We start from the raw sequence: 21,655 nt of genomic DNA, 5'->3' as shown, positions 1-21,655 counted from the left end.
CGCTTTTTAAGAACCATGATCGGACTCAAGAATCTCCACCTTCGCTACGGCGAGAAAGTAATTTTCGGCGACGTTTCGCTCACGATCGGCGTGCGCGACCGCATCGGTCTCGTGGGTTCCAACGGGGCTGGCAAGTCGACGCTGCTCAAGCTGATGCTCGACGAGGTTGAGATCGACCGTGGCGAATTCGAGAAGCCGGATTGGGTGACCCTCGGTTACTTGCCCCAGGACGGCATCGAGGTGCGCGGTCGCTCTTTGTACAAGGAAGTGGAAACCGCGTTCGACGACGCGCTCGAGCTGCAGGCGAAGATCGACGATGCGGACGAGAAGCTCGCTGAGATGGATACCAGCTCGGAAGAGTACTACGACATGATCGACATGATCGGCGGCTGGGAACAGAAGCTCGAGGAGTACGAGCCGGAGAAGATGAAGTCCAAGATCGAGCGCGTGTTGCTAGGCCTCGGTTTTGCCATCGAGGACATGGATCGCGATACCGGAGAGTTTTCCGGTGGCTGGCAGATGCGTATCGCCCTGGCCAAGCTGCTTTTGCGTCAACCCTCTTTGCTACTGCTCGACGAGCCGACCAACCACTTGGACATCATTGCCCAGAACTGGTTCGAGGACTACCTGAAGCGCTACGAGGGCTCGATCATGGTGATTTCGCACGATCGCGCGTTTCTCGACGCGGTGACGAATCGCACCCTGCACCTGAGCTTGGGGAATATCACTTCCTACAAGGGAAACTACAGCTTCTACGCGAAGGAGTCGCAGGCTCGCCTCGACGCGCTGCGGAAGCAGAAGGCCAACCAGGAGAAGGAGATCCAGCGCCAGAAGGACTTCATCAACCGCTTCCGTTCCAACGTGAAGAAAGCGTCGATGGTGCAGAGCCGCATCAAGGCTCTCGACAAGATCGACATCATCGAGTTGCCGAAGACGGAAAAGAAAATGTTTTTCCGTTTTCCCGAGCCCCCGCCCAGCAGCCAGAAGGTGATCGAGCTGGTCAATATGTCGAAGTCCTACGGCGATCTGGAGGTTTTCAACAACTTCAACTTCCACATCGACAAGGGCGACCGCATCGCGGTGGTCGGTGTCAACGGCGCGGGTAAGTCCACCCTGGCTCGCGTTTTGGCCGGGATCGAGCCTTTCCAGTCGGGCGAGCGCGTAGTGGGCATGAACACAGTGCTTGCCTACTTTGCCCAGCAGCAGGCGGAGGAGCTGGACCCGGAAAAGACGGTATTGGAGGAAGTGGAAGCGGCAGCGGCGGAAGCTGGGCACGAAGACGCGAATCCGCGTGGCGTGCTGGGTGCCTTGCTTTTCCGTAAGGACGACGTCTTCAAGTCCACGACGGTTCTCTCCGGTGGGGAACGCAATCGACTCGCCCTCGCCAAGATCCTGATGAAGCGGGCTAACACCATCATCCTCGACGAACCGACCAACCACTTGGACATTCGGAGCAAGGAAACGCTGCAGGACGCGATCAAGGAGTTCGACGGCACGATCATCCTGGTGAGCCACGACCGCGACTTCCTCGATCCCTTGGTCAACAAGGTCTTGGAGGTCCGGAAGGACGGCACCCGTCTGCTGACCTGTAACGTGAGCGAGTACATCGCCCGTATCGAAGAGGAATCGGCTGGCAAACGCTAAGGTCTGAGCCACGGCGAGGCTGGATTTTAGCCAGCTCCCGACATTTTACAGCTCCTCTCCGCGCCTTGTCGCGAGAGGGGCTTTTCTTTGTCTGCCGCTCAACAAATAGAAGGATTCGTTTGCCACTAAGTGATTTCCGATATCTCTATCCTTCCTTTTCTGACCTTGCCCCATGGCGTCCCAATCCCCACAGGAGACCGAAACCCCAGCTTTCCGGCAATTGTCCGTACGCGTGTTTATCGGCTTGCTGGTGTTCTTGGTGTTGGTGATCGCTGCGACATACCTCGCCATCCAAGCGGCGGCGGAGCGCACTTTGGTACAGCAAGCGGAAAAGCTGCATCGCGAGATCGGGCAGAAAATCGTGCTCAAGCTGGGCGAGCGGGTGTCTGGTACGGAGGCCCTGACGCGTTCGCTAGCAAACTTGGCGGAGGCCTTGCCTCGCGAGCAGGCGATTTATGGGAAGGTGCTTCCCGAGCTTTTGAATTCGGAAGAAGGGGTGCCCCCCGAAAATCGCTTGATCGCGGGAGGAGGGATTTGGCCGGAGCCGGGTGCGTTCGAAGAAGGGGTTAACCGTCGGTCGTTTTTCTGGTCGCGAAACGCCAAAGGCGAATTGGTTTACTACGACGACTACAATGAGCCTAGCGGCGCGGGTTATCACAACGAGGAATGGTACGTGCCAGCCCGCTATTTGAAAAAAGGGGAAGTGTATTGGTCCAAGTCCTACATGGACCCTTATTCCTTTGTCCCTATGGTCACCTGTACGGCCCCCTATTGGAGAAACGGGCAGTTCGCGGGTGTTGCCACGGTAGACCTGCGTTTGGACGGAATTTCGGAGTTCATGGCGGAACAGGCCGAGCATGTGGACGGCTACGCGTTCGCGGTGGACCGCAATAATCGTCTCATTTCTTTTCCGGACGCCGCGCTTGGGAAACGCTCGCAAACGGATAAGGACGGCAACGAGGTGGTCGAGTATCGGCTTGTGGGAGAAGTCGCTCCGGAAAGCGAATTTTTCAGTCGCATTGCGGCCCGTATCGAGAATTTCAGCACAGTGGGGAAGGAGGGACTCAGCAGCGCTGTGGTGGGCGAATCGACTTGGCTGGCGTCGAAGATTGCCTCGGAATCTTACCAGATCGATGAGGCGGAGGCCTTGCGGATCGCGGAGTCTCTGATGTCCCGCAAAGGTATGGAGGCTCAGGTTGAGCAGTTCCGGCTCGAAGGGGAGCTGTTCCTCGAACAAAGCTCTTTGATCAGCCTTTTCTCTGTGCCTTCGACGGACTGGAAAGTTCTAGTGGCCATGCCCGCGGCGTACTCCGACAAGGCAGTCGCCAACGTTGTGGGGCGGGTTTCGAAAACGGTCTTGGGGGTCGTCTCCCTCATCTGCTTGTTGCTCTACGCTTACCTGTGGTTCAGCATATTTTCGCCGGTAAAGGCCCTGCGCGGCGAGGTGAGGAAACTGGCGCTGGGAGGACCAAGCGGGGCGCGCTTAGGACTGGAGGGCGATGACGAGCTGGGGAGGATCGCGTATTGGTTCAATCGGCGCACGGATCAGTTGAACGCCGCTTTGGCTGAATTGAAGACCAGCAATGCAAGTCTGGAGGAGGCCAAGCTTGCCGCTGAAACGGCAAGCCGAACGAAGAACGTTTTTCTTGCGTCGATGAGCCACGAGATTCGCACGCCGATGAATGCGATCATTGGTTTGACGGCTTTGTTGAGCGAGATGGAGATGTCGAAGGATCAGCGAAACTTTGTGGAGGCGATCCGCACCTCTTCGGAGTCGCTGCTTTCATTGATCAACGACATCCTGGATTTCACTAAGATAGAAGCTAACGAATTGGATCTTGAGGAAGTTGCTTTCGACTTGCGGCAGGTTATGGAGGAGTTGTCCAAGATTATTGCGGTGCAGGCGGAGGAGAAGGGCTTGGGGCTAAGTTGTTACCTCCAAACGGAAGTGGAAGGGCGCCTTCTAGGCGACCCCGGTCGCCTCAGGCAGATTTTGCTGAACCTCGCTTCTAACGCCATCAAGTTCACGATCTCGGGCCGCGTTGATATAGCAGGCAAGTGTATCGAGGAGTCCGATACGCATCAGCGGCTAGAGTTTTGCGTCAAGGATACCGGTATCGGCATCCCGGAGTCGGCCTTCGAAAACTTATTCGATTCGTTTCGCCAAGTCGATTCCACGACGACCCGAAAATTTGGCGGAACCGGTCTAGGCTTGGCGATCAGCAAGCGTCTCTGTGACAAGATGCAGGGGGAGATCGCAGTATCCAGCAAGCAGGGCTTGGGATCTGAATTTACTTTCACGGTGCTTTTGAAAAAGGCGCCAAGGACCGAAGGGAGGAGGAGCCAGGAACCGCTGGCCACGGGGTGGGCGGGGTTCGTCGTCGATAACGATTGGCCGCACGGCGAGATGTTGCAGGCGGAGCTGCGCTGGCTTGGAATCGAGTCGCGTTTGTACAAGGGCTTGGAAGAATTGGAGGTCGCTCTGGCGGAGCAATCAGGGCAGGTGGTCGTATTCGCCGGGCAGGTACACGGATTGTCTCACGAGCAGCTGCTCAAGAACTTGGTGCGAATGAAGGTTCCGGCTCTCAATGGAGTCGTCTCTTTCGCCAGCTCCGTGCGGGCTTATGCCTTGAATCCCAGCGTGAAGGCTTCCTTGGCGGACTCTGTAGACAAGCCGTTCAGTCGATCTGAATTGGAACGGTGCGTTCGGAAGTTGGGTGCACCGGGGGGAGAGCTCAACGATCGGAGCCTTGAAAGGGAGGACGATGGCATCTACGCCGGCTACAAGGTTTTGCTGGTGGAGGATCATCCGGTGAACCAAAAGGTCGCGTCCCGCATCCTCGCGACCATGGGTGTGTCGTGCCTGGTGGCGGGCGATGGGCAAGAAGCGGTCGATTTGGTCTCACGTTGCGAGGAGCTAGACGCCATCGTCATGGATTGGCAGATGCCGATCATGGACGGATTGGATGCGGCTAGGCGGATTCGTAAGATGGACGGCTGGCGGTCGAAGATTCCGATCGTAGCCATGACCGCAAACGCCATGCATGGAGATCGCGACGCGTGTTTGCGGGCCGGGATGGACGACTATGTGAGCAAGCCGGTGGTTCCTGAGGACCTCAGGGCGGCGCTTGGCCGGATTTTTCGCAGGGAGCAGCCCTAGTCCAACAAGCCCTCGTTCAAGGCCGTCTCGAAGCTCTTGGGAGCTGCGGTGTCGACCGCGAAGTGAGGATAGGCAGGGAAGGCATCCGGGTCGTAGTACTGGAGGTGCTTCTCCCAGTTCTTGAGCTTTGGCTCGTCGCGTGGATTCGCTCGTTCGATGAGTCGTCGCTTGCGGAGCTCGGGCGAGCAGTGGACGAAAACGCATTTGACGTCGCAGGGAGCTCCTAGACGGGAGCGAATTTCCCGGGGCCAATGCGGGCGGGCTTGCTCCTTGGTGAAGGGGCCTGTGACGATAACGTCGGTGTGAGGTAGGTTTTCGGCCGCGATCGCGAAGAGCGTATCGTAGACCGGCTCTCGGAAGGTTTCTTTGAACGTAGGGCTGTCCCGGTCGTTGGGCTCGCCGCTTATCCGTTCCATTGCGGCTTGCACTATGGTTTCCGTGCAGGTGTCGATGTCCAGCAGGCAGGCTCCCGTGCGGGCCGCGAGTTTCCGGGCGAAGGTAGATTTGCCAGCCGCCGGCATGCCGGTGACGAGATAAAGGGTGTTGGTACGTGGCATTTAGGGCGTTTGGAGAAGGTGTTTTTGAGATCTATTCACTGGATTTGAGAACCTACCTGTCTTGTGTATAGTAAGAGCAAATGTTTAACGGGCTAAAAAGGATGTTTATCGCAAATTTACACCGTGTAGGTTGATGTAAACCAGTGTTTTACGAAAGTTGTATTTTTTTTGAACGTTCGAGCATTCTTGCTGGAAATACCCTCAATTGGGTTGACAGTGGGGCCCCTGAGGTGCTGTTTTATAGGCACGATCAGTTAGGATTGTTTTCCTAGAATCGCACTTTAGTTCCCGGCCCCGGAACTGCCCCTATCAAATTCCACCCCAAGTTTTTTCAGCTACCGCACTGATTTTTAGGCACCCCCTGAGCCCATCCGCATTCTCGTACTCGGTGTACATGGATTGCTGTGGTTCGTTGGGTTCCAAGCTACCGCAAAGACAACCATGAACAATAATATCAAACAGACAAATAGATACCTACGGCCTAGACGTGGGGCACAGGCAATGCTCTGTGGCGCCGCGCTTCTAGTTGCTCCTCTCGGTTTCGCGCAAGACGACCAGGAGGATGAGGAAATCTTCGAACTGTCGCCGTTTACGGTCGAGGGTTCCGAGGATCAGGGCTATCGTGCTACCAGCACTTTGGCAGGTTCGCGTATCCGCACAGATTTGAAGGACGTAGGTTCCGCCATCTCTGTTATCACCGAAGAGTTTCTTCGGGACACGGGTGCCGTCGACAACGCATCGCTTCTCCAGTATACGACGAGCACGGAAGTGGGCGGCATTGGAGGTAACTTCGCAGGTGAGGAGCGTTTGAGCCTCCTCAACCCGAACGCCAACACTCGTGTCCGCGGTCTGCAAGCTGCGGACAATACCCGCGACTACTTCCTTTCCGATGTCCCATGGGATGGATACAACGTCAGCCGCGTCGACATGCAGCGCGGTCCGAACGCGATCCTCTCCGGTCTCGGAAGTCCTGCTGGTATCATCAACAACACTACAGACTCTGCGAACTACACTAACGAAGGCGAGGTTCAGATCCGCTTCGGAAGTCACGGTTCCACTCGCGCCCACGTCAACGTCAACCGCGTCATCTTGGAAGATGAGCTCGGAGTGCGTGTCGCAGCTGTTAAGAAAGACGACAAGTACCGCCAGGAAGAAGCTTGGGCGGAGGACGAACGTTTCTTCGTCGCCTTGAAGTACGAGCCGAAGTTCCTGAAGACGGACAACGCTCTCACGACCTTCACCGGTAACTTCGAGTCGGGTTCCATCAACTCGAACCGCCCGCGCACCCGCCCTCCAGTCGACCGCATGTCGGGATTCTGGAATACGTTCGGCGATTTGCCGGCTCAGATCACGGGTAGCCCCTTGGCGTTTTCGACAACAGACGCTTGGCTTCCTACCAACCAGCCGCTTAGCTTCGGAGCCTATCCGCAGTCTGTTAAAGACGCGATTTATGGCGATGACGCGCCCTACAACACGCAAGGGGGACTCGTTTACACCGAGGACGGCCGTCCTGTACTGGGGTCGACTCCAGTGTCAGTGCACGTCAGAGGTTCCAGTGTCCCAACGACTTGGGTAGAAGCGGGAACGGGTTGGAATAACGACAACCCCGATGATCCGAACCGCTTCGAGGTACCCATCATGCGCGAAGTACCGATCCTTAACCAGATCAGTTTCAACCACCCATGGTACGGGGAAAACTACACGGATGGCCCTGTCCTCTACTTCGCCAACGCAGACGCGGGAGACGGCAATCCTACGGACATGTGGATTCCAGGTATCTCATCCCAAGACGCGAACGTACTCACCGTAGACAATGGACAGATCGTCCGTGACCTTGGTGGTACTGGACACGTCTTCTACCGCTCCATCATGTCGCCGGCATCCACTTCGGCCGCAGCCCGAACCCTTGGACTGCCTTTGGCGGACATCGGCGTTTATAATGCGGAACGTCTCTGGGATCGCTCCATCTTCGACTACAAGAACCACTTGCTGGACGGAGACAACAAGCGCGAAATGCAGGACTTCCGGGTCTTGAACCTCAAGGTCGCGCAAACCTTCTTCGACAACCGTCTTGGTTTCGAGGCTGCGATCAACAACGAGGTTTACAAGTACGGCCAGTCCAGCCCCTTCGGTTGGTCGCCTGAAATCACGATCGACGTCAACGAGACCTTGGGCGACCTGGTGACTCCAAACCCCAACGTTGGGCGTCCTGTTATCTTCAAGCGTACGCAAGGTAGCAGTAACTTGAACGAGCGTGAGCGTGACGGCTACCGGTTCACTGCAACTGCCGAGTTGCGCGAAGACGATCTCTTTGAGTCAGACTCCTTCCTAGGAAAGCTCATCGGCAAGCAACGTCTCACTGCTTTGAAGTCCTCCGATGACATTACGTTCTACGAGATGGGCTTTAAGAACTGGCTCGCAGACGACTCATTCCGTGCCTACCAAGGTCTGCCTGGCATGGCGGATAACACCTCCGAAGTCATGACGGCCGTCTATATGGGACCTTCTGTCATCGGTACGTCCGGTCCTCAGGGGCTGAACTTGCAGCCACTGCCGAGGCTTAACCCTAAGGGCATCGACGTCATCAACTACTGGGACAACACTTGGGCGAACCCGTCCACACGCAATGTGGATTACCTCGAGAGCCAGACTTGGTACCACGTTTGGGACGAGCAATACAGCGACGAGCAGAACAACCCTGGCAACTATGTGGGATGGACGACTCGTCCGATCGATATTCTCGTAGATACCGAGGGTGATCGCCTCAATCTGGTCACGACTGCGCGTTCCCAGACTGAGGAGGTGACTTCTCAGGCAGCTGTTTGGCAAGGATTCTTCTGGGGTGGTGCCATCGTTGGTACCTACGGCGTACGCGAAGACGAAGTGCTCAAGTACAACGTAACAGCTCCGCGTATTCCTGACGATCCTCGTAACATCTTCGATCCTACGGGCAACACGCCGTTCCCGCAAACGGGAGGCAACTACTTGAGCTACACCCCTGAGGATGCGGCGGCCTTGGCTCCTGCAGCGCTCGGTAGCGTTGACCGTTTCGAAGACGACAACGAATCCAAGAGCTTGGTAGTGCACCTTGACCAGTTCCTTCCCGAACTGCCCGGTAACACCAAGGTCAGTGTGTTCTGGAACGAGTCTTCGAACTTCCAGCCCGCGGAAACGCGAGTCGACCACATGAATAGGACGATCGCTCCTCCGACTGGTATCACGGAAGACTACGGTTTCTTGATCCGCTCCTTCGACGACCGCCTCAGCTTGAAGGTTACTCAATACGAAACGCTCGTAAACGGCGCGACGTTCCCGCTTCGCAACCTGTGGTACGTTGGTACCGCTGAAACTAGCCTCTTCGCGGCTGGTATGCGTGACAAGGCCTTCCTTGACGGAGTCCCAGGATGGAGCGACAGCTGGCGCGGTTATGCGAACAGCCCATACCAAGCAGGTGATGCTCCATGGGAATCCTATCTAGCGGCCCGCGGCGAGGCTTCCCGCGACCAAACCGCGGAAGAGGCCCAAGCTTGGCAAGAACGTGCTCTCACTAACCTCGAGCAAAACCTAGCTCCGCAAGAGTTCTGGGATGCTTGGGGCGCGACCAAGTCCGATGCCCGTTGGCAAAACGGCTGGTGGGATCCTTGGAGCGAGTCCACAGGCGCTCAGCCAGCAGGCTTCACTACGACCTCTGACCTTCTGTCGGAAGGCACGGAGTTTGAGCTCACCTACAATCCGGTTGAAAACTGGAACATCGCGTTCAACGCCTCCAGAACGGAAGCAGTGCGAGACAACCTGGCAGGTAGCTTGAAGGCTTGGGTCGACGCACGTAACGAAATCCATAACGGCGACAACGGTGATATCCGTCTATGGTGGTCTGGAGACCGTGCCAACACGCTCAAGACTCGTTGGAATGCTGAGTTCTACTCCAGCTACCAGCTCGCGCTGCAGCAGGAAGGCACGAACGTGGACGAACTCCGCGAGTGGCGCTACAACCTCGTAACGAACTACAATTTCCGCGACGGTAAGTTCAAGGGACTTGGAGTGGGAGGTAGCTACCGCTGGCAGGATGAGATCGTAATTGGCTATCCTCAATCCAGAGGCGTCACTGAATCTGGCAACGAGGTGGTCGAATACGATATCACCCGACCTTTCTATGGTCCGTCCGAGGATTCCATCGACCTGTGGGCAAGCTATTCTGTGGACCTCAACGACGACATCACCTGGCGAATCCAGTTGAACGTTCGGGATGTCTTAGCTGATGGAGGATTGATTCCATTGGCGGTGAATCCTGACGGTTCGATAACAGAGTACCGATTAGACGGTGATCCGTCGTGGTTCCTTTCCAATACCTTCTCTTTCTAAGAGACTAGTTTAGGAAATTTATTTCAGCGCCTCCCTTTTTCGGGGAGGCGCTTTTCGTTTGAACAACCCATCAGATACTTGGATTCTTTAATGTAACAATGAGGTGGTTGCGTGAGGTAGGGATCATTCTTGGACTCGGAGGAGTCGCCATCGCCTCCACCGCGAAGGTCGTTGAGGTCTCGCCTTTTCGGAACAGCGAATCTGACGGGAGTGGGTTCGTCGCGATTCAGGCGGAGCACTCAGGGGTAATTCACGTTAACGAATACACCCATCCCAAGCGTTGGACAACTCTCTGGCACCAGTACTTTTTAGGGACTATTGGCTCGGGCATAGCTCTCGGCGACGTGGATGGAGATGGGCTCGCCGATCTTTTTGCGGTCGGAAAAGACAGTGATAACCGGCTCTACCTGAATGAAGGAGATTTTCGGTTTCGGGAGGTAGGGCGTGCTCGAGGCATCCACAGCCTCGGCAAGATTGGGGCGGGCGTCGCGATGCTGGATATCGATAACGACGGCGATTTGGACATTTACGTCACGTATACAGGGTTTCCTAACGAATTGTATTTAAATAATGGTGGCGGCTATTTTGAAGAGTCTGCTTCTCTTTGGGGCTTGGATATCTCGACGGGATCTAATGCGCCGTCCTTTTCGGATTACGACAGGGATGGCGATTTGGACCTATATTTGCAGTGCAACTTTCTTACTGCTTCGGGCTTTGCGGAAGGAATGCCGGATTTTCTATATGAGAACAGGAACGGGCTGTTCGTAGACGTCACCCAGAAGGCAGGTATTTCTGGTAGGGGACAAGGTCACGCGGCCCTTTGGTGGGACTTCAATGACGACAATTGGCCTGATCTATATGTTGCGAATGACTTCGAGGCGGCGGATCGCTTGTATTTGAATAACAAGGACGGAACGTTCTCGGATGTTATCGCAAGCGAACTCGTTAGTTCTCCTTACTCTGCGATGGGGGCGGATTTTGGTGATTTGAACAACGATGGCTATTCAGAATTGTTCGTAGGAGAAATGGCCGCTGCTGATCCAGAGAAACATCAGCGAACGGTTGCCTCTATCGAAACCAAATCTATCCATGCTTCGCGAAGCTCCGTGAGTCAATATATGCACAACATGCTGTCGACTCGTATAGGGAAGTCGCAGCAGGTTGAAATTGCGAGACAGGCTGGTTTGGCCGCGACGGATTGGACTTGGGCGGTTCGCATCGCCGACTTGGATAATGACGGGCTGCAGGATGTTTATGTAAACAACGGAATGATCAGAGCTTTCCATGACGGCGACCTAGGGATGAAATCGGAGAAGGCTCGCACAGGTTGGCAGAGGATGGCGTATTTCAAGCAAGCGCCGCTCTACGAAGAAGTTAACTTGTGGTATCGAAACAAGGGTGGCTTTCGCTTTGAAGAGGAAGGGAAAGATGTCGGCCTGGCGAAACTAGGGGTTAGCTTTTCCGCAGCGTTTGCGGACTTCGATTTGGATGGAGATTTGGATCTGGTCCTGTCGAACCTGAACGAGGCTCCCACGCTTTACAGGAACGATCTGGCTTTGGGGGAGAGTCTTTCGATAGGCTTAAAGGGTGTCTCATCAAATCGTTTCGGTATCGGCGCTAAGCTGAAATTGTTTCTAGGAGGAGGAATACTTTGTCGAGAAGTGTCATTGGCTCGTGGATACCTTTCAACCGACGAACCTTACGTTCATTTTGGGTTGGGGAGAGGACAGAAGATTGACCGTCTCGAAATTGAATGGCCCAGTGGATCGCGTCAGACCGTTCGTTCATTGCTCTCCGGCAATCGCTATTTGATTGAGGAGAAAGACAATGGAATAAGTCCCATCGAAGAGACTGAGACCGTTTTTGTTCCCTCCGACCTTACGGTGTCCAAAGAGGCGAATTCGGTTGAGGACGTTTATCGATTGTATCCGATGCAAATGTTGAAGCCTGAGGTCGAATTTCGATCGGGGCCTCCAATTCAGCTAGTTGATCTAGATGGCGATGACGATCTGGATTTGGTGATGGGCGGGGCCACAGGACACGAGACCAAGGTGTTTATCAACGAAAAGGGACGGCGTTTGGCCTATGCTCGCCAAGAGGCGTTTGAAGACGACTTCGATTCGGAAGACTCTTCATTGGTAGCGATCGATCTCGATGCGGATGGTCGAATGGAATTGCTTGTGGGCTCCGGCGGAGAGGAGCTCGATGCAGGAGACGAGTATTACAAAGATAGAGTGTATTCGTTCGATAGCGACAGTTTGGAATTCAAAGCTTGGAGGCATGCTCCTGAATTTCCTGCGACCCCTACCAATGATTTGCTCTTGATCGATGTGGATGGAGATGGAGATGGAGACTTGCTGCAAGCGAGCGGTAGCGTCGCGAGGAAGTATCCGTTTCACGAGAGAAATCTTGTTTGGCTGAGAGCGGATAATGGCTTTGAGCTCGATGATCGTAGTCCCTTTTCGGAGGCATTCGGTAGTTCTGGAAACACTAGCCGCTTGCTCGCTGTTGATTGGTCAGGAGATGGAAAAATGGACCTCGTGCAAGCTGTACGGTGGGGAAGCCCAGTCTTTTGGAAAATGGGCGATTCGGGTTTAGAGCGTCAGGACGCAGTCGTCGATGTTGGGAGCCTGAAAGGAGCTTGGCGTTCGATTGCCAGCGGAGACTTCGATGGCGACGGGCGTACGGACATCGTTCTTGGCAATTGGGGGCTGAATTTGAGGCGTGTCCCAACAGATGAGTCGCCTTGGGTTCTTTATGTCCCGCGGGATCCATCATGGGACAATGTTTACATCAATTGCTTTACCCACGAGGGCCGCTTGTTGCCCTTGGAGAGCCGGATTTTGAATTCAGCGCAGTTCCCCGGTTTGCTGGAGGCCACGACGGATTCTATAGCGGATTATGCTCGCAAGGAGGTGTCGGAAATCTTCACGAATGAACTACTCGAACGCTGCCAGCGCTTTGAAATCAACGAAACCCGATCGATAGCGCTTTTGCAGAAGGAAGCGGGGCGTTTCACCCCCGTGGAGTTGCCTTGGTGGGCTCAAACAGGGGAGATGGTCGATATCTTGGCGTTGGATTACGACGAGGATGGTTGGGAAGATCTCGTCCTCAGCCTAGAGCCGAGGGCTCCCAATCTCTGGGTTGATCGCCCGCTCAAGGGACATGTCATCCTCTTGAGGAACAATGCAGGACGGGGATTCGAGGCTTTGTTGCCCAGAGAGTCAGGATTGGAGATCAATGGGGTGCCCCGTCGTTTTGCTTGTGGGGACCTAGATGGTGATGGACGCAAGGAGCTGCTGCTGTCGCTCAACGAAGGGGAGCTGAAGGTTTTCTCTCTGGGCCGATCGGGGATAGTTGAGTAGGTCGCTTGCTTGCGTCGGAGCGAGCCCTTCGCGTCCAGTTCTATACCGAATTTGTCGTAGCCTCACGTTTTGTGCTTCGCCCAGCGCTGTTGAATCCGCAGAGTCTGCTCATGGTCACACAGGTCGCGGAATGGTTTGAAGCGAATCGCCAGAAAATGGCGTATGCGTTGTGCTGGGCGCTCACGCCTCTTTTTTACGTGGCTTGCTTTCCTCCGTACGAGGTCAACGAGGCGGCGTTCGTCTTCCTGGTACCATTCGCCGTATGGTTGAGTTTCTCGCCATCTTTCCGCTCGGTCTTCTGGACGAGCTTTGGCATTGGCTGGCTAGCTTGGACAGTACTCATCTTTTGGTTACATCATGTGACGTGGGCTGGGATGATCGCTCTCGCGGGGATTGTGGGCGCCCACTTCGCTCTTTGGGCTGTCGGGACGGCATGGTTGTTCAGCCGAGCAAGAGGGGAAGGCCTTTGGAAAGGTGTTGCTCCTAGCCTCGGCGCCGCGGCGCTTTGGGTGATCGTCGAGCATTTAAGAACGCACATCTTCACAGGATTTCCTTGGTTGCCGTTATCGGCAAGCCAGGTCGACGAGCCGATCGTCCTGCAGAGCGCGTCGATATTCGGAAGCTGGATCGTTTCCTTCGCCCTTGTACTCCTAAACTTTGGTATCGCGGCCTATCTGATACGTTTGGTGGGGTACGCTCGCACGCGCAAGCGAGGGGTTTGTCCCGAGTTCTACCTGGCTCTGTCCTTCATCGTTGCGATTAGCTTTATGCTCCTCCGCTTGAGTTCGGGCCAACAGAGAGAGCATGCGTTTCAGGCAGCGGTCATCCAGCCCAACATCCCGCAGAACCAGAAGTGGGACCTCGCGTTCGAGCGCAAGATTCTCGAACAGCTCGAGTGGCTGACTTTGCCGCGCAAGAGCCCGAATTTGGATGCGGTTTTTTGGCCGGAAACCGTGTTGCCGTATCCGATTAATGATGACGGACCTATGCAAGCGTGGGCGACGCGATTGGCAACCGGGGTGGGAGCGCCGATTTTCGCGGGAGCGATGGGAATCGAAGGCGAGGAAGGCGCACTGGAGTGGTACAACAGCGTGTTCCAAGTTCGTCCCGAGTATGGGCTATTTCCTCTGTATTATTCCAAGCAGCATCTTGTGCCGTTTGGAGAGTACATTCCGTTGAGATCCTTTTGGCCGTGGATGGAGAAAGTGGTCCCTATCAACGGAGACATTCTACCAGGCAAGAAGCCTCAGTTGCTGCCTCTGAACCTGGAGAACACGAGTTTGCGTGTGGGATCTTTGATCTGTTTTGAAGACGTCTTTCCGAGCTTGGCCAGGGAATCTGTGAAAGAAGGCGCGAGCTTTCTTTTTGTCGCTACTAACAGCGCCTGGTATGGAAAAAGCGGGGCTGCCGCTCAGCACAAGGCTCACTCGGTCCTGAGGGCGATTGAGACGCGTCGCCCCGTGCTGAGAGTGGGGAACGATGGATGGACGGGATGGATCGACGAGTATGGAAGCGTTCGGAACTCTTTGGATCCTTGGATCCAGTCGACGACTGTATTCAAGATTTCCCGCGATCGACGCTGGGTTGGAAAGGAGACCTTTTACGTGAAGCACGGAGACTGGTTCGTTTGGACCTGCTGGTTGCTTTTTGGCCTTTGCCTCTGGATAGCCCCCATCTTCGTCGACAAAAAAACGGCCACCTAGTCGGCGGCCGTTTCGAAATTTCTCTCTCTATTGGGGGGCGATCAAGGTTTGATCTGACCCTTGCCAACGACCTTGTACTTGTAGCTGCATAGCTCGCGCAGACCCATGGGGCCACGAGCGTGAAGCCGATCGGTGGATATGCCAATCTCGGCTCCCAAGCCGAACTCGAAGCCGTCGGTGAAACGAGTGCTCACATTCCAATAGACGGTGGACGAGTCGACCCCGTTGAGAAACGCAGTGGCAGTTTCGGCTTCCTCGGTGATGATCGCATCGCTGTGGGAGCTTCCGTACTTGTTGATGAAGGCCATGGCCTCGTCCACGTCTGCGACTACCTTGATGGAAATGATGAGGTCGAGGTATTCGGTCGACCAATCCTCTTCGGTTGCCGGCTCGCAGTCGATGCCAGCGTTTTCCAGTACCGTTGCGGCTTCGGAGTCGGCCTTCAAGGTGACCCCCTTGGCCGCCAAGGCGCGCGCTATTTGCGGTAGGTGAAATTCCACTACGTCACGGTGGACGAGAAGATTCTCTCCAGCGTTACAGACTGACGGGTAATGGGTCTTCGAATTGACGACGATGCTTTCGGCCATGGCCACGTCTGCGGCCTTGTCGACGAATAGCGTGCAGATGCCGTCGTAGTGCTTGATCACGGGGATGGTCGAGTTTTCCGAGACGAAGCGGATGAGCCCCTCGCCGCCGCGTGGAATGATGCACTGAATTTGCTCGTTTAGCTTGAGCAGTGTATTCATGGCGGCGCGGTCCGTGGTTGGGATGAGCTGTACCGCCTTTTCAGGCAAGCCGGTTTCCGACAAGGCTTGGGAGACGAGTTTCGCTAGGGCGGTATTGGTGTGAAACGCTTCTTTGCCACCGCGCAGGATGCTAGCGTTTCCGCTCTTCAAGCAGAGGATGGCGCAATCGACGGTCACGTTCGGACGAGATTCGTAGATGATGCCGATGACGCCGATTGGCACGCGAACCTTTTCGATCGTGAAGCCTTGTGGGTGCTGGTAGGTGTCGAGCGATTCGCCGACGGGATCCGGTAGGGCAGCTACCTGACGAGCTCCTTCCACCATGCCTGAGATGCGTTTATCGTTAAGCTCCAGTCGATTGAGCATGGCGCCTGTGAGGCCTGCCTCCTTGCCGGCCGCTAAGTCCTTGGCGTTTTCCTGTTCGAGTGCCGGAACGTTTTCTTCGATCAGCTCGGCAAGCCGTAGGATGGCCTTATTTTTCAATTCACTCGATACGTTTGCGAGAGTGAGCGACGCCGCTCTTGCGTCGAGGGCGATCTGCTTTACTTGGCTGGCGATGTCTGTGACTTCTGTACTCATAAGATTGTTAACGGGTTGCAAGGTTAGGACCCTGCATCGAACGCTGCCTTTTGTCACGTGTCTTTCTGAAAACGCACGGTCCCGCCTTGGAAAAAGGCTGCATTTTTTCGCGCGAATATACATTCGCTTTCGCTTGGTAACTCGGGAGGTGCCAGTGGCTTAGGCGCTGGCCTCGAGTATGGTATCAAGATGCTTGTCTCGGGTTCGGGCTTTTTTTCGAATTGCCCACAGCAACGCTTGCATGAGCTCCCATTTAGGCTGGAACTCGACCCATTGTCGCTGTCTTGAGTGAATGAAGCGAATATCCAAGATCGCGGGGAATACCCGCAGGTTTGTGGAAGCCTAGTTGTATCTAAATATCAATTACGGTTAACCCGCTTCGGGAACAAGGTCAGACAGTTCCAAGTCGCCCACTTTTGCGCGCTCGGAAATGCGGCGCATATCACGACAGCGGTCAGGGCGCCCAAGCTGTCGGCCAGCCAATCGAGAGGGTCTCCGGTGCGTGCGGGATTGAAGTGCTGAAGGGTTTCGTCCCATAGTCCGAAAGCGCTCACGGCAACGAACGCGATCAGCCACCTCTTGGTGCCTTGGACCCTCTCTGGGAGGGCTTGGAAGACCAAGACGGCGAGTAACCCGTAGACGCAAAAGTGGTCGACCTTGTCCCTCCAGCTTAAGTTGATGATGGGGGCGGTGGGACCGCTTTTGATGGAATAGGCTGATAGCATGATCGCAGCGAATAAGACAGGAATCCAAGGTCGCGCGCTGGAGGGCGCGCGTTTCCGTATCGCTGCGTCTTTGGAAGGGCTTTTCATCCGAAACCTCTTAATCGGCCCGGACTCATGGAACTGAAGGCTGTGCAGCTAGCGCGGGAGAGTGATCGTGGCGGTAGCTCCTTGGTTTGGCCCCGCGCTCTCCAGACTCAGTTTCCCTCCGGCGCTTTTTATCGCGTTGGTGCTCCCGTGGAGTCCGAACCCGTGTCCATCGGGTTTGGTGGTGAAGCCGTGTGTGAAAAGCTGTGACTGAGTTTCCGGATCGACGCCGGAGCCATTGTCTGAGATCGAAATAGCGATTCCGCTTGGGGGGTATGGCGCGGCAGCTAAAAGCGATTTGCCTCTCTTGGGGGGGGGAAGGTGCGCGATGGATTCGGTCGCGTTCTTGATCAGGTTTATGACGACGTCGAGGACCAGGTGCTTGTCGGTGGTCGAAATAAGGTCCCAGTCGTAATTGCGCTCGTCGATGGCAGTGAGAGGGGAGTCCATCAGAATCTTTGCCAGCGAGTTACTGAACATGGCCCAGGCGGCTCCGGATCGGTCTACCGTAATTGCGCGAGCGCTTTGAAAACGGTAGTCGGCTTCAGGTCCGAGGGACTCGATGGTGTTTCCAGAGCTGCCCAAAACGGTGATCCCTCCTCCGATAGAAGCGACGACAAGTCGATCTTCCTTTATTCGCTAGATATCGGTCGTGAGGTGGTCAGCGGAGTATTTAAAGTTTGGGTACGATCGAGAGAGGGTTGTGCCGTCATAGCGAAAGATCCCTTTTCGCTCGGAAGCCATGATAGCGCTTCTGTCGTCGATCGCTGTGTCGGCAATCGTGATACCGCGCTTGCCGGATTCCCCGTTGCGGAAGCTATCCTGCGCGACGAGCGTCGACAGCGCGGGTCTGTTGTGAGCGTTGAGGGTGAGTTCGCCGAACAGGTAAAATGCCTCCGGCGTAGATTGTGCCGTCCTCATCCCAAAGTAGGCAGGGGATCTTTTTTGAGGTATTGCTGCTTTGCTAGACCTTGTGCCACGTCGTTCCGTCGTAGAGCGAAATCCAATTCCTGTCGCCGTAGGAAACCGTTCCACCGGAGGCAGTCGTGACGAAGACGGGCGAAGCTCCGCTGTCAAAATCGCGAGCGATGAAAACGTTGTAGTAGGGGATACCTCTGAGGTTCCTTTCAACTGGAGTCGCTGTAGTGCCGAGAAGGGCCAACAAGGAGAGGATCGAAGCGTAAGCGTAACGAAGGGGTGGATACTTCGAACGGGGCATCGGGCTCGCTAAGCTGATCTAGGTGTAGAGAGGAAGGTATCGTTCTTTCAAGTAGCGAATCAGGGAGGTGTGGGACAATTCCTTGCCGGTCGCTTTCTTGCTCAGTTCCATCAAGTGGTAGCGAGCTCCGTGGGCGTGAACGTTTTTGCGTAGCCAAGATAGGAGTCGAGAGAAGTCGCCTTTTTCGAAGTCCAGTTCGAGATCCGAATGTTCTTCGGCTACGGTGTACCAAAGCTGGGCCGCGAGCATGTTTCCGAGGCAATAGCTGGGGAAGTAGCCAAAGGCTCCGCCAGACCAATGGACGTCTTGCAAGACTCCCTCGGCATCGTTGCGAGGGTCTATGCCCAGCAGTTCCTTGTATTGGCTATTCCAATAGTCGGGCAAATCCTCAACTCGCAGTTCGCCGGAGAATAGCTTCTTTTCGATTTCGAAGCGAATGACGATGTGGAGGTTGTACGTTACCTCATCCGAATCTACGCGTATCGGATTTTTGCTTACAGAGTTGATGGCGAGGTAAAGCTCGTCGGAGGAGATCCCTTCGAGCTGCTTGGGGAAGGCGGATCGGAATTTTGGTTCGTAGTGATTCCAGAAGGAGCGGGAGCGGCAGACTTGGTTTTCCCATAGGCGGCTTTGCGATTCGTGGGCGCCCATGCCCGCAGCTTTACCGAGGGCGTTGTGCAAGGACTCGAGGGGAAGTCCTTGTTCGTACAGTCCGTGCCCTGTTTCGTGGATGGAGGAGAAGAGGGAATCGAGCGGGTTGTCCTCATCGAAGCGGGTGGTCATGCGGGTGTCGGCTCCGTTTCCGCTGCAGAAGGGATGGAGGGAGATGTCGATGCGTCCTCGCTTGTAGTTGAAGCCGAGAGAGGCTGTGACCTCCTCGAGGAAGGTTTTTTGTTCGGGGATGGGGAACCCTTTGAAAATGTCCGTACGGGCTTGGGTGGGAGCTTCGATTATTTGTTGGACGATGGGAACGAGTTCTTTTTTGAGCCCGGAGAATAGGGTGCCGATCGTTTGGGCGTCCATGCCGGGATCGTGGAAGTCGATCTGCAGGTCGTAGGGACGGTCGCCCCAGCCAAGGTAGTCGGCACCTTCCTTGGCCAACTCGAGGTGCCTCTTGAGGTAGGGAGCGAAGGCTGAGAAGTCGTTGTTTTTTCGGGCTGCAGCCCAAGCGTGGTATGCCTCGGAGCAGAGGCGAGCGTGCTGCTCCACGTAGGAAGCCGGAAGCTTGGTGGCGCGGTCGTATTCGATGCGGGCGTCACGCAGGACCGCTTGGATTCCTGTATCGTCGGGACCATGGGGAAGCGCCTCGATTTGTTCGAGAAGTTTGCCTATTTCGGGGTCGGTCTTGGCCTCATGGATGATCGCGGCCATGGTCGCGTTTTGGTCCTGGCGTTGGTCGGCGCTGTCTTGGGGAAGGAGCGTTTGTTCGTCCCAGCCCAGCAGGCCGGCGATGCTTTCGAGTGATTGGATTCTTTTTTGCTTCTGCGAAAGGGCTTCGAGTGGAGTCATGGAGGGTGTGGATGCTGAAAGTTGGAGCGTGAAAAGGCCGCCTTTTGAGGGGCGGCCTTCGTTGATCTAAATGTTGGGAGGCTAGAACTTGGGGAGCATGCTTTCGAGGCTTCCCTTGCCGAGGAGTTTCAGGATTTCGTCGGCAAGCTTTTTCGCCATCGCGAGTTCGTCCGCGTATTCGGTTTTCAAGGCGTTTAGCTGTTCCAGGGAGCTGGGGCTGAACTTGTTGGCGATGTCTTCTAGGCTGCCCAGGCTGGAAGCGAGTTCGGGCAGCTTGGCGGACACTTGCTCGACGGTGTCTTCCGGCAGCTTCGACTTTACGGACTCGTACTTTTCCTTGAGGGATTCGAATTGGCTTTTTAGCGCGGCGTTGCTGGACTCGAATTGTTCCTTGAGGGACTTCGTTTCGGCGGCGAGCTGGGCTTGCATTTCTTCCTTTGCCGCGGCGAGCTTGGCGTCGGCGTCTGCCTTGGCTTCAGCTAGTTTCGCATCGGCGTCGGCTTGCATGGCGGCGAGCTTTTGGTCGTTTTTCGACTCGGACGCGGCGACTGCCTCTTGGGCCGCCTTGTCTGCTGCAGCTTGCACGTCGGCTTCGGTTATTTCCTCTTTTTTGGAACAACCGGTGAGGGCTGCGGCGCTGAGAAGAGAGAGGGCTAGGATCTTAGTCGTGGTATTCATAGGTGATGAGTTTGGCTTTGCTTTGGTGAAATGGAAAGGCGTAAAGCGTTTCGCTTACGCGCCATGAGCGATATGCAGGGCAGCTACCCTTGAGGTGGTCCAGGCAGCTTGAAAGTTGAAGCCACCGGTTACGCCGTCGATGTCGAGCACTTCGCCCGCGAAATAGAGATTGGGTACGATGCGGCTTTGCAGGGTCTTGAAGTCGACTTCTTTTAGCGTGACGCCGCCGCAGGTAACGAATTCCTCTTTGTTCATGCTCTTGCCGTTGGCTTGCAGGGAGGTGGACGTGATCGTTTCAACGAGTTGGTTGAGCGCCTTTTTGGATAGTTGAGCCCATTGAGTGTCAGGGGAAATGGATACGAAATCGAGAAGCCGCTCCCAGAATCGCCGCGGAAAGTCGAAGGGGTTGATGCTCACCAAGGCTTTGCGAGCGTTTTGTCGCTTCGCAGTCTCGAGCGATTGGCGAATGGTCTCAGGTTTGCTTCCGCCGAACCAGTTGACCTTGAGCTCGCATTGGTAGTCGAGCTCGCTGAAAACGCGAGCTCCCCAAGCGGATAGTTTCAGGATGCCTGGTCCGCTGAGTCCCCAGTGGGTGAATACGATGGGACCCGCTTGTTGAAGCTTAGCGGGAGGGTAGGAGACTTGGACGCTGGGAAGGGAAAGGCCTTGCAGGTCTTTGAGCAGCGGGTGGTCGATATGGAAAGTGAAGAGGGAAGGCGCGAGGTCGGAAATGCTGTGGCCGAGGCTTGTGGCCAGAGTGTGGCCGGCGTTTTTTTGTCCGCCTCCGGTGGCGATCAAGAAGTGGGTCGCAATTAAGGTTTCGGCGTTGGAAAGCGTGAGCTCGAATCGCTCTTCGCTTTGTCGGCGTACGCTGGATACGCCAGTTCTGAGGTGAAGCTTCACTCCTGCGCTTTGCGCGGCTTGGGTGAGGCAGTCGACGATGGTCTGGGAATCGTCGGTAGTGGGAAACATGCGACCATCGGCTTCGGTCTTAAGGGCTACGCCGCGGGATTGGAACCAGTCGACGGTGTCCTGAGGTTGCCATTGGTGGAACGCTCCGCGGAGTTCCTTGCCTCCACGGGGGTAGTAGCTGACGAGCTCCCGGGGATCGAAACAGCTGTGAGTTACATTGCATCGCCCGCCTCCGGATATGGAGACTTTCGTGAGGGTGCGTCGCGAGGACTCGAAGAGATGCACCTCTGCCTCTGGATCTGCCTCGGCTACGTTGATGGCGGCGAAGTAGCCGGCTGCTCCGGCCCCGGCAATGGCGACGGTCTTTCGTTCAAGGTTTTGCGTGGACGGCATTGGGGGCAGAAGGGAAGCG

Annotated in this window: 14 protein-coding genes; 5 read left to right on the top strand and 9 right to left on the bottom strand. The window is 55.6% G+C overall.

All coding sequences use genetic code 11. The features are described from left to right. The first annotated feature begins 15 nt into the window (after positions 1–15). Together IEN85_RS24165 and IEN85_RS24160 are read left to right on the top strand one after the other, a co-directional pair. On the top strand, positions 16–1,644 hold the full coding sequence (locus IEN85_RS24165; protein WP_191619686.1) for an ABC-F family ATP-binding cassette domain-containing protein: 1,629 nt from the start codon (positions 16–18) through the stop codon (positions 1,642–1,644). 172 nt (positions 1,645–1,816) lie between these two features. Further along, positions 1,817–4,804, top strand: a complete 2,988-nt coding sequence (locus IEN85_RS24160) for a response regulator (RefSeq protein WP_191619685.1) — start codon at positions 1,817–1,819, stop codon at positions 4,802–4,804. Here the strand turns inward: IEN85_RS24160 and IEN85_RS24155 are convergent. Further along, positions 4,801–5,361 (bottom strand): P-loop nucleotide/nucleoside kinase family protein, encoded by a 561-nt coding sequence (locus IEN85_RS24155; protein WP_191619684.1) that lies wholly within the window; start codon positions 5,359–5,361, stop codon positions 4,801–4,803. The two genes, IEN85_RS24160 and IEN85_RS24155, sit on opposite strands and share 4 nt — an antisense overlap. Positions 5,362–5,862: 501 nt before the next feature. Between IEN85_RS24155 and IEN85_RS24150 the strand changes: the two genes are divergently transcribed. From IEN85_RS24150 to lnt, 3 genes are all read left to right on the top strand, one after another. Continuing rightward, positions 5,863–9,723, top strand: coding sequence for a TonB-dependent receptor plug domain-containing protein (locus IEN85_RS24150; RefSeq protein ID WP_191619683.1), 3,861 nt, complete (start codon positions 5,863–5,865; stop codon positions 9,721–9,723). A 98-nt stretch (positions 9,724–9,821) separates the two neighbouring features. Beyond that, complete coding sequence (locus tag IEN85_RS24145; protein WP_191619682.1) at positions 9,822–13,088, top strand: VCBS repeat-containing protein; 3,267 nt, start codon at positions 9,822–9,824, stop codon at positions 13,086–13,088. Positions 13,089–13,198: 110 nt separating this feature from the next. Beyond that, positions 13,199–14,791: an apolipoprotein N-acyltransferase gene (gene lnt / locus IEN85_RS24140; RefSeq protein WP_318187014.1), complete on the top strand. Its 1,593-nt coding sequence runs from the start codon at positions 13,199–13,201 to the stop codon at positions 14,789–14,791. A 41-nt stretch (positions 14,792–14,832) separates the two neighbouring features. Here lnt and IEN85_RS24135 read toward each other — a convergent pair whose 3' ends face one another. The 8 genes from IEN85_RS24135 to IEN85_RS24100 all read right to left on the bottom strand — a co-directional run bounded on the left by IEN85_RS24135 (position 14,833) and on the right by IEN85_RS24100 (position 21,636). Further along, a complete protein-coding gene (locus IEN85_RS24135) occupies positions 14,833–16,239 on the bottom strand; it encodes a glutamate-5-semialdehyde dehydrogenase (RefSeq protein ID WP_263597571.1) in 1,407 nt (468 codons plus the stop codon). A gap of 236 nt (positions 16,240–16,475) precedes the next feature. After that, positions 16,476–16,841, bottom strand: coding sequence for a VanZ family protein (locus IEN85_RS24130; protein ID WP_191619679.1), 366 nt, complete (start codon positions 16,839–16,841; stop codon positions 16,476–16,478). A 135-nt stretch (positions 16,842–16,976) separates the two neighbouring features. Continuing rightward, on the bottom strand, positions 16,977–17,510 hold the full coding sequence (locus IEN85_RS24125; RefSeq protein ID WP_191619678.1) for an ATP-binding protein: 534 nt from the start codon (positions 17,508–17,510) through the stop codon (positions 16,977–16,979). A gap of 54 nt (positions 17,511–17,564) precedes the next feature. Continuing rightward, the gene (locus IEN85_RS24120) at positions 17,565–17,846 is read right to left on the bottom strand and encodes a hypothetical protein (RefSeq protein WP_191619677.1); all 282 of its coding nucleotides are present in this window, start codon (positions 17,844–17,846) and stop codon (positions 17,565–17,567) included. Between the two features lie 43 nt (positions 17,847–17,889). Beyond that, positions 17,890–18,144, bottom strand: a complete 255-nt coding sequence (locus IEN85_RS24115; RefSeq protein WP_191619676.1) for a hypothetical protein — start codon at positions 18,142–18,144, stop codon at positions 17,890–17,892. An 18-nt stretch (positions 18,145–18,162) separates the two neighbouring features. Next, on the bottom strand, positions 18,163–19,653 hold the full coding sequence (locus IEN85_RS24110) for a carboxypeptidase M32 (protein ID WP_191619675.1): 1,491 nt from the start codon (positions 19,651–19,653) through the stop codon (positions 18,163–18,165). Positions 19,654–19,734: 81 nt separating this feature from the next. After that, positions 19,735–20,331 carry a hypothetical protein gene (locus IEN85_RS24105; protein ID WP_191619674.1) on the bottom strand — a complete coding sequence of 199 codons (597 nt, stop codon included), beginning with the start codon at positions 20,329–20,331 and terminating at the stop codon, positions 19,735–19,737. Positions 20,332–20,385: 54 nt separating this feature from the next. Then, positions 20,386–21,636 carry a BaiN/RdsA family NAD(P)/FAD-dependent oxidoreductase gene (locus IEN85_RS24100; protein ID WP_191619673.1) on the bottom strand — a complete coding sequence of 417 codons (1,251 nt, stop codon included), beginning with the start codon at positions 21,634–21,636 and terminating at the stop codon, positions 20,386–20,388. Positions 21,637–21,655: the final 19 nt, after the last annotated feature.

Source organism: Pelagicoccus enzymogenes, assembly GCF_014803405.1.
Classification (GTDB): Bacteria; Verrucomicrobiota; Verrucomicrobiia; order Opitutales; family Opitutaceae; genus Pelagicoccus; species Pelagicoccus enzymogenes.
This window is presented reverse-complemented; position numbering and strand designations above follow the sequence as displayed.